Raw genomic sequence first — 8797 nt, forward strand, 5'->3', positions numbered from 1 at the left:
GGGGTGACCTGAGACTAGGAACCGAAACCTGCGCTAAGGAATTCGGTTCAGGTATTCCTCCAGCGAAGACGGGTCGCGCAGGGGTCTGAGCTGGCCCTGGGCCACCTCCGGTGAGAGCGTGAAGTCGTACTTGCCGAGCATATGGATATGGTCATGCAGCAAAGGCGTCAGCCGGGCCACATCCGCCTCCAGTACCGGATGCCCGGTGCTTTTCAGGTCATCCAGTGCCACCTGCATGTAGCGGGTGTTCCACAGCACGATGGCGTTGACCACCAGTCCCAGCGCCCCAAGCTGGTCTTCCATACCCTCGCGGTACTTCTGCCGCAACTCGCCCTTCTGGCCGTAGAACACGGCCCGCGCCACAGAGTGGCGCTGCTCGCCCCGGTTGAGCTGCCGCAGAATTCGCTGACGGTACGCCCCGTCATGAACGTAATTCAGCAGGTACAGGGTCTTCTCCACGCGTCCGAGCTCGGCGATGGCCCTACCCAGACCCGACAGGCTACCGCCACGCTGCAAGGTCCGCATCACGCCCGTGGCACCGACTTTGCCGAGTTTAAGCGACCCGGCGAGTCTGAGCATGTCCTCCCAGTGGGCGGCGATCAGCCGCTCATTGAGGGTGTGGCGGCTCAGGTCATTCAGCGCGCCGTAGTTGGCTCCCCGGTCCAGTCTCCAGAACCGCTGATCGGGCAGGTCTGCCAGCCGGGGGCTGAATTTGTAGCCCAGTAGGGCGAACAAACCGAAGACCACATCGCTATAGCCGTGGGTGTCCGTCATGATTTCCCGTGGATCAAGGCGGGTCTGCTGTTCCAGCAGGCCCGCGAGCAGGTACAGACTGTCGCGCAGCGTCCCTGGAATCACGATGCCGTGAAATCCGGTGAACTGGTCACTGGTAAAGTTGTAGTAGGTGACGCCGCGCTGAGTGCCAAAATACTTGCTGTTCCACCCGGTATGGATGCTGCGCACCGGAACCACAAAACGCAGTCCGTCTGCGGAGGCGACTTCCCCACCGCCCCACGCCTGGGCCAGCGGCAGATCCAGTTGAGCCTCCACCAGCCGGGCATTCGCGGCGCTGAGGGTGTCGGCCCGCACGTAGTTCTGCGCGATCCAGGACAGCCGTGAGAGCGTCAGCGCCTGGACCTCCGGTCTGGCAACAGCCTTCAGACCGATATTGCACGCCTGCGAGAGCAGAGCGGCACAGACCCCCAGTGGCAGATTGCTGACATTCGCCTGCCCGTCAGCGACATGCACAAAAGCGTCTGCCAGACCTGTGAAGGCGTGGACCTCCATCAGCAGTTCGGCCAGATCAATCACTGGCAGGCGGGCTGAGACTTCGGCCCGCAACACTTTCAAGCTGGGCGGTTCAGGAAGGGCTTCCAGGGCCGCCAAGTTGATGCTGATGTGTCCCGTGTCCTGGGTCAGCCACAGGGAGGGATTGGTTTCCAGATGCTGATTCACCTCGCGGTAAGCGTGGTCCAGCTCAAGTCTGAGCCGGGCGAGTTCAGGGGCCGGATCAAGCTCGCGTTCCAGGGCGCGGCACACGTCCGCGCGGGCATCCAGCCACGCTTCGCCCTGCAGCAGCTCAGCCCGTGGATCGCCGTACCGCGCGCTGCGGACCACGAAGATTTCCCGGCGCTTCAACGCCTGATGGAGCCTCTCCAGCACGCACAGGGTGTACGCCTGATGGTTGATCTCGCTTCTGGCCGGAAACACCTGCCGTTCCCAGCTTCGCGGCACGACGCTCCGAGGAGCGTCGCCCCACCCAGTTTTCCCCCGCCCTGGCTGGTCCATGCTTTTCAGGAATGCCAGCGCGTCCAAGAGCGGTTTCGCAGAGGGTGTCCCGGTAAAGATGATGGTCTGCAACAGCAATCTCTGAAAGCGCCGGACAGTGGTGTAAGAGCCGCTCAGCGCTTCAGGGAGGGCATCCTCGGCAGGTCTGGCCAGCTCGTCCACCACGCGCACGGCATCGCGCATCGCCTCCTCACTTACTTGCGTGAAGACCTGCTCGCGCACGTCCTGCCCTTCCGAGTTCAGCAAGATCCGCACGGCGTCTCGCAGCAGCAGGGCCGCCTGGTCCAGATCTTTCAGGGAACGCAGGCGTTCCCGTTTCCGTTTCGCCTCACCCTTCAGGGCCAAGCTGGTCATCAGGTCATGAAAGATGTCCAGCACGTCATCGGTGGCGGTGCGTTCAAGATGTTGCAGGAACACCAGCAGGGTTGCCAGACGGCGCTCCTCGCCCAGGCGCTCGATCAGTTGCGCCCGCACCGTCTGGGCGTGGCGCACCAAAATGGCCTGCCTCGCTTCGGGAACGTCGGAGAGATCAACCTCTCCGATCCCCAGGGCACGAATCTGCTCCACGCGGTGCAGCCCCTGGTGAAGCGAAAGCGCCCCCACCCGCGACGGTGACGTGCGTAGGACTTCCAGCGGGGTCTGCCATTTGCCTTGCGGCAGCACCAGCAACTGTTCCAGCGTCTGCCGCTGCTCTGCACTCAGGCGGCGGCTCAGCCCTTCAAAAGTGCGGGCGGTGTGCCGCTCGCGGACACGGGCAATCAACCGTGCCAAGGCGCTGACGCCGGGCAGCACCACCTTCTGGGCAATCAGGTGGACCGTTGCCAGGTCAAATAGAAGGATGGGGCGAACCGCGCTCACCGCGAGGTGGGCGTACAGCCAGCGGATCAGCCGGAACACCTGAACCTCACCAAACTCCTGGTAGTCCAGATACCGGATGATGCTGTGGCGGTGGTGGTAACGGGTTTCTTCTCGCAGGGCGTAGCGCATGAAGACTTCCGGGGGCAGCCCCAGTTGCCCGGCGACGTGCCGAACGGCCACCTGTGGCACCTGAATGGGATTGGGCAGAAACGTGCCCAGATACCGCAGGGTGCAGAGCTGGACGGCAAAGCCGAGCCTGTTGTGATTGCGGCGGCGCTCGGCGATTAGCGCAAGATCGGTCTCGTTCAGGAAGAAATAACGGGCCAGTTGCTCGGGCGTGGGGTCAGCAGCAAACCGCCCGTAGCGGGCGGCCTGGTCATCGGGAAGGAATTCAACAGGCACGGGAACAGCTTGGGACGTGGAGATTTTGCCGTCAGTGTGCCCTGAAAAGTGGTCGGCATACCAAGTACCCCTGTCTGTGTCCCCCCAGATGTAGGTGTTATCCAGACCTGGTGACGATCAGAATGCAGACCATGATTGGTCCCCCTTCCACACAGCGTACGGAGGCTTTCACGTTGTTGGAAATACTCATCGTGCTCGCTATCCTCGGTATTTTGCTCTCCATCGGCGGCCTGATTCTGTCCAAACAGATCAACGAGGCCAGGAACATGGATTTCGTAGAAGCGCTGGCGCAAGACATCAACCTCGCGCGCAGCGTCGCCATGGCCAAAGGGCAGCGCACCCAGATTGAGTTCGTGTCGGCCAGCAAGTATGAAGTGAAAAACCTGGATGCTGCGGGACAACCCGTCCTGAGCACCCAAACTAATGCGTCAGTCACCATGACTGGGATCAACCTGGGTGACAAGCTCATCTGTTCGTCAAGTGGATTCTGTCTGGGTTATACAGCGGGTGGCGCGATGAAAACCCTCAGCCAGGTGGCATGTACCTATGGGCAGAAAACCCGCGTCCTTAAGATTACTGTGCTGGGACTGACCAGGATCGAGTCATGAGGAGGGAGGATGGCCTGACCCTGATCGAGACCCTGGTGGCCATGGTGCTGCTGGGCGTGGTATCGCTACTGCCGATTCTCCTGTTTGTGCCGTCCGCGCAGAGCAACCAGTCTGCCCGGCAGCGAACCCTGGCCCTTCGCGCAGCGGAAACGTGGCTGGATCGCTACCGTGCCAACCAGGAGCCGATGGTGGCTGTCGCTGGCTTTTGTGTCGTGGGTGGGAGCGTTCTGACCTGTACCTATCCCTATAACTACAGCTATCCCAGTTCGGATTGGTCCACGCATGACGCGCAGTTGGCCGCCATCATGTCGCCGTTCCGTCATGTGGTGACCATGCAGGTGCTGGCCTCAGGGACGAACGTCTGGAAATATGAAGTCAAGGCCCAGACCTTCTGGAAAGAAAGCGGACGGGAAAAATCGACCACGCTCACCACCAGGATGGCCTACTGATGCGGGGAAGGACGCAGGGTTTTACCCTCCTCGAGTTGCTGGTCGCGGCGGCCATTGCCCTGCTGCTGCTGGGCGTGATTGCCGCTAGCCTCACCATCAGCCTCAGAATTCAGGCGCGGGAAAATCAGAATATCCCCGTCCAACAGCAGTTGCGCGCATCCATTGAGGTGATCGCCCAGGATTTGCGCGCCGCCGTCGGTCCGCGCGTGCTGTATGCCAACGTGAATGGGGCAGGTGCAGCCCTGCCCAGCGGCCTCACCCTGAGTACAGGCACGTCCGTCACGATCATGGTGCCCCAGGCCAATTCAACATTCGTGGTCCTGCCACCCACAGGCTATCCGACGGTAAACGCCCTACTGGCCCGCAGCAGCACATCGGTTTCTCTGGCCAGCTTAAGCGATACGGGAAGTACCACTCAAAATTGCAACGTCGCTTTCCAGGGCAACGACTATGGCGTGTTGTATTCCACCTTGAACACGAGTTTTCAAAGTGGTGCGGGCCGCGCGCCCAGTGCATCTCGGGTGTTCCAGACCGCTTCTACATCCAGTTGTACAACGTCTTCTGGCTCCGCATCAATCAACCATCCAGTCACACCCATGCCCCAGTTGAACTGGAATCCCAACACCTACATGGTCAAAGTCATCCCTGTGCGGTACTTCGTGGACGCTGCCACGCTGTACCGCCAACTGGCCAGCGAACCTGCCCAGGTGGTGGCCTACGACATCTCTGCGCTCACCCTCAGCTACCTTCCCGAAAACCCGGTGGCTGGCCTGGTTGGATGCAGCCTGCCTGCCACATTCACGTCCACACCAACATGTCCACCCAGAAGCGTCAATCTCACCCTCACCAGCGCGCCGCAGAACGCCGCCGTTCAAGGTGCCCGGTCCCTGACCGCCAGCCAAATTGTGTTCTTGCGTTAAAGGAGCCTGCATGCATTCCCAGAAAAATCAGGGCTTCATTTTGATCACCGTGCTGATGGTCATGGCCCTCATCGCCGTGATCGGGACGACCCTCCTCATCAAATCCACTTCTGAACTCAAGCAGTCGAGCAACAGCGAAGGCCAGGCCAGGGCGCGCGGGTACGCGGAAGCCGCCCAGGCGGACATGTTTTACGACCTCGCCAATCCAGGGCTGATTTCTATCAACGACGCCTTCACGCCTTATGTCAATTTGTTCAGCCAGTCCAACGCTAACCCCAGTGTCACGCCGATCGTGCCCGCCAGCGCTTACCAGAGCGTGCTGGCCAGCATTCGGGGTGCCTTCCCCCCTCTCAACAGCCCCGGTAGCCTGACTGCGGGCACCTACACCAGCACCATTAACTTCCGCAGCCTGCGTGCCGATGAGGGCAGTTTCAACCGAAATGGCCAGACCTACTACCTGGATTACTCCATTAATGGCGCGGCCAATACATTCGGAAATCGGCGCAACGTCGTCACTGAAGGCACCATGCGCATCAACCTGGGCCGTCAGAGTCTGAATCAGTTCATCCTGCTGGCCGATGACGGTGGCAGTGGGAGTAACGGCAGCAGCGGCTTTTTCGATACCAGCAGCACCTATGACGGTCCCGTTCACGTCAATAAGAATTGGGCCCTGAGTGGCAACCCCACATTCCTCGCTGGAGCAACCACGTCAAGCTCGTTTATCTGGATGAATGATGCCAAGAAATGTGCAGGCTTTACATTCGTCAAGGTATCTGGGCAACAGGCTAGCCCCGGTGGCTGTACCACCCCAAATACCAATGGGAAGGGTCTGCAGTATAATAAAGACCCCATTGATCTGCCGAAGAACGCATTTTCACAGGCCAGGGCGTCCCTTGGCTTAGACGAGAAAGATCTCAGCGCCCCCAGCAAAGCAGAAACCTGCCAGGGACTGGGCTTGACAACTTGCCCTAATACTCTTTCTAAAGGAACTTATTTGCCAGCCAATGGCAATATCGTTTCTGGTGGAATCTATGTGGAGGGCAATGCCAGCGTCACTCTGTCAACTTCAGGCCCACTCCAGCTCTATACCATCAAGGACCAGAACAACAAAATCACCGTTATCACGGTGGATTATCAGGCCAATACCACGACATACCTGAATCCCTCAGGAGTAACCAAAGTTCTCACTGGTATTCCCAATGGACAGCTCTATGTCTCTGGAATGATTACCGCGCTCTCTGGCCCGCCCCGGACGGGTCTCCTGCCAGGTACCTTGGAGCCTGGAAAGGTCCCTGCAGTGATTCCCCCAGCTATTGCGGCCAAAACACAGCTCAACGTCGCGGCATCGGGACAGATTTCGCTGACAGGTGATTTGACCTATAAGGACGATCCCCGGCAGGTTGCCAACGCCCAGAATGTGCTGGGCATCATCTCCGGTACGGACCATGTGACCGTGGGTGATGCGGCACCTGACGACATCTACGTGAGTGGAGCCGTTCTGGCGGGTGCCAACGGGCGTGGGTTGAAGGTGCAGACTCCAAACGGTGGGCGGCCCAGGGGGGCAATCCATCTCCTCGGAAGTCTGGCGGAAAGCGAAGATCAGATCCGTGGTCAGGTCACCCAATCGGGGACCCCGTCTGCTGGGTATGCGGACGACTTCCGCTTCGACCAAAGGTTCTTCAATGGTGCGGTAGCCCCCCCCTTCTTTCCGGCCACCACCAAGTTCGGTGTTCAGACGGGCTGGCCCATTCAGCGGACCTGGAACGAAAATTGAGTCTCTCCGAGAACTCGGGGCAGCGTGGCTCTCCATATCCGCAAGTCCTAGATGATGATTGACAGCACCCTCGGACGGCTGAGCATTCGTTGATAGCATCCCCACAATGGGTCGCGAACAAGAATTGATGGTGCGGCTGAGCAAGAGCGAGCTGAAACTGATCTCCGCCGCAGCGCAGCAGATTGGCATGGAAGAGGTCACCTTTCTGCGGCATGCTGCTCTGGCTCTGGCCGGAAATATCAAGCCACGCCAGTACGGCAAATATGAACTGAATAGTATTTACCGGGAAGCAGCCAGTCGGGGCCACGTGTGGACAGAAGCAGAATTGCTCGAGCGGGGCCTGCCGCTGTACTGGAATGAAGCGTGGGTACGTGCCCGATTGGCCGAGGGCAAATCCATCAGGCAGTTGGCGATTCTCAGTGGATCGTTTGTCACCAGCGTTCAGAATCATCTTCAGGCTGCCTTCGGTATTCGGGCTTACCGCAAGCTCACCGAGAGCCAGATCACTTCAATCCGCGAGCGTTATGCTGCTGGGGAAACGCGTCAAGAAATTGCCGCCGACCTTGACGTTTCCAATGTCACTGTCGGCAAATACCTGACAGGAACGCCGACTGAGCGAGAACGCCAGGCCCGGGAAGTTCGGGGACGATTGAAAGAAGTGCCACCCCAGGATGCCCTGACTGAGGCCCCAATCCCACCCAATATTCAGGGCCTTCGCGACTGGGCCGAGCGGCTCTTCGCTGAACGCGCGGCCACACTCACCTGGCCCACGTCGACTGAAACCATCGCCGACATCCTCTTTGATGGAAATCGGGCTGTGGCCCGGGACTGGACAGGCCGCATGGTCCAAAAAGGACGCTTGAACCGTCTGGCAAGGGGCTGGTTTGCCCTGAATGATGGCCGTGATGACGCTGGGCAGCAGTGAAGCTTTAGAGAACCTTGTCTGGGGTCAAAGTACAATCCAGAAATTTTTATATGCCAGGTGTTCTTCCTGCTGTAATTCCCCTTATCACAGGAATTCAAACCCCCGACAGCGGATTCAGCGCTAGAAATACCCCCTGCTCTACAGGTCTGGATTTACACTTATCGCAGGTATGAATCCCACTGACGTCCAGACCGCTGCCGGACAATTCCTTGAGGAGCTGAACCGTAGCCCGGCCACCGTTCGGGCGTACCGGGCGGACCTGACTCATCTCCAACGCTGGTTGCAGGACAGCGGAAAAGATTTGGATGCGGCGGCGCTGGAAGCGTACTTCGCAGCCCACCATTGGTGGGCTGCTTCTACCCAGAACCGCAAGCAGACCGCCATTGAGCGCTTCTGTCGCTGGAGCCAGCAGCATGGGCGGCTAGACCCTGACCCCACCCGGCATCTGGAACGCCCACGGATTCCACCACCGCATCCGCGCGGTCTACGTCGGGACGACATCGAGCGCATCTTTGCGGTCATTTCAGCCCGGCAAACGCGCGACACCCTGCTGTTCCGTCTGATCTTTGAAACGGGGCTACGCATCAGCGAGGCGCTGAACATTCGTCTGGATGATCTTGACCTCGCCCGAGGGGATGAACACCTGACCGTGCTGGGCAAGGGAGCGCAGCGCCGGACGGTGCTGCTTGATGATCCCCGCCTGGTGAATGCGCTGCGGAAATACTTGCGGTCTCTGGACTACACACATGGGCCGCTGTTTCAGGCGCAGAAGAACGGGCGTGGTGGGCCGTTGCGGTATCAGAGCGTGCAGGAGCGCTGGCAACGCTATGCGGCTCTCGCTGGTGTGACCTGCACCCTGCATCAGTTGCGCCATAGCCACGCGACGGAATTGGTCAATGGGGGCGTGAGCCTGGGAACCATCCGCAAACGGCTGGGCCACCGCCACATTCAGACCACGTTGCGGTATGCCGAGATCAGCGACGCTTCAGCAGATGCCGAACTCCGAATCTGGCGGCGCAAACAGCGCTGAATTCCTTAGCGCAGGTTTCGGTTCCTAGTCTCAGGTCACCCCT

The 8797-nt window shown here is 59.7% G+C and carries 7 protein-coding genes; 6 read left to right on the forward strand and 1 reads right to left on the reverse strand.

All coding sequences use genetic code 11. From position 1 onward, the window contains the following. Window positions 1-33: 33 nt before the first annotated feature. Window positions 34-3048, reverse strand: coding sequence for a Tn3 family transposase (locus BOO71_RS18090; protein WP_075834711.1), 3015 nt, complete (start codon window positions 3046-3048; stop codon window positions 34-36). A 131-nt stretch (window positions 3049-3179) separates the two neighbouring features. Here BOO71_RS18090 and BOO71_RS18095 point away from each other — a divergent pair, with 131 nt between their 5' ends. The 6 genes from BOO71_RS18095 (at window position 3180) to BOO71_RS18120 (ending at window position 8754) form a co-directional block, all read left to right on the forward strand. Then, window positions 3180-3656, forward strand: a complete 477-nt coding sequence (locus BOO71_RS18095; protein ID WP_175607473.1) for a pilus assembly FimT family protein — start codon at window positions 3180-3182, stop codon at window positions 3654-3656. After that, window positions 3653-4105: a type IV pilus modification PilV family protein gene (locus BOO71_RS18100; RefSeq protein ID WP_075834715.1), complete on the forward strand. Its 453-nt coding sequence runs from the start codon at window positions 3653-3655 to the stop codon at window positions 4103-4105. Before BOO71_RS18095 ends, BOO71_RS18100 begins: the two co-directional genes overlap by 4 nt. Next, the gene (locus BOO71_RS18105; RefSeq protein ID WP_075834717.1) at window positions 4105-5025 is read left to right on the forward strand and encodes a prepilin-type N-terminal cleavage/methylation domain-containing protein; all 921 of its coding nucleotides are present in this window, start codon (window positions 4105-4107) and stop codon (window positions 5023-5025) included. Before BOO71_RS18100 ends, BOO71_RS18105 begins: the two co-directional genes overlap by 1 nt. A gap of 10 nt (window positions 5026-5035) precedes the next feature. Then, window positions 5036-6799: a DUF4900 domain-containing protein gene (locus BOO71_RS18110; protein WP_075834720.1), complete on the forward strand. Its 1764-nt coding sequence runs from the start codon at window positions 5036-5038 to the stop codon at window positions 6797-6799. Window positions 6800-6905: 106 nt separating this feature from the next. After that, on the forward strand, window positions 6906-7724 hold the full coding sequence (locus tag BOO71_RS18115; RefSeq protein WP_075834722.1) for a hypothetical protein: 819 nt from the start codon (window positions 6906-6908) through the stop codon (window positions 7722-7724). Between the two features lie 169 nt (window positions 7725-7893). Then, window positions 7894-8754, forward strand: coding sequence for a tyrosine-type recombinase/integrase (locus tag BOO71_RS18120; protein WP_075834724.1), 861 nt, complete (start codon window positions 7894-7896; stop codon window positions 8752-8754). Window positions 8755-8797 lie beyond the last annotated feature (43 nt).

Source organism: Deinococcus marmoris, assembly GCF_001949125.1.
In the GTDB taxonomy this organism is placed as follows: Bacteria; Deinococcota; Deinococci; order Deinococcales; family Deinococcaceae; genus Deinococcus; species Deinococcus marmoris_A.